The organism is Paucibacter sp. PLA-PC-4 (assembly GCF_026241155.1).
GTDB lineage: Bacteria > Pseudomonadota > Gammaproteobacteria > Burkholderiales > Burkholderiaceae_C > Roseateles_E.
The window spans coordinates 1-642 of the sequence record NZ_JAPFGP010000078.1 but is presented as its reverse complement, the minus strand read 5'-3'; the positions used below and the strand labels follow the sequence as shown (position 1 = coordinate 642).

1 pseudogene is annotated in these 642 nt (G+C 69.3%); it reads right to left on the bottom strand.

The features are described 5' to 3' along the window. Positions 1-642, bottom strand: a pseudogene (locus tag OOZ63_RS28995) (heme utilization protein); the annotation flags it as partial.

Here is a 642-nt window from a genome sequence, read left to right as displayed (position 1 = left end):
GCGGTAGTCAGGGCGGCCACCTGCTGGGTGCGCAGAGCGCCGATCTGGTCGGAGTTCAGCGCACCGAGCTGGTCGGAGTCCAGGGCGCGGATCTGGGCGGTGCCCAGGGCGCGCAGGTCGTCGGTCTCCATGGCGGCCATCTGATCGGTGCTCAGGCCACGCACTTGCAGGGTGCTCAGCGCACCGACCTGCTCGGAGCGCAGGGCTTGGATGCTGTCGGTGGACAGCGCGCCGATCTGGTCGGTGGACAGGGCGCGCAGCTGGGCGCTGGTGAGGGCGCGCAGGTCATCGCTCTCCAGCGTGGCGATCTGGCTGGTAGTGATGGCCGAGATCTGGGCCGAGGTCAGGGCCTTGAACTGGTCGGTGCCCAAGGCATTGAGGTCGTCGCTGTTGAGGCTGGAGACCTGCGGGGCGGAGGTCAGGGCCGCCACTTGCTGGGTGCGCAGCGCGCCGATCTGGTCGGAGTCGAGGGCGCCGACCTGGTCGGTGGACAGGGCGCGCAGTGCGGCGGTGGACAGCGCACGCAGATCGTCGGTCTCCAGTGCACCGATCTGGTCGGTGCTCAGGCCGCGGACCTGCTGGGTGCTCAACGCACCGACCTGTTCAGACTTCAGCGCCTGGATGTTGTCGGTGGACAGGGCG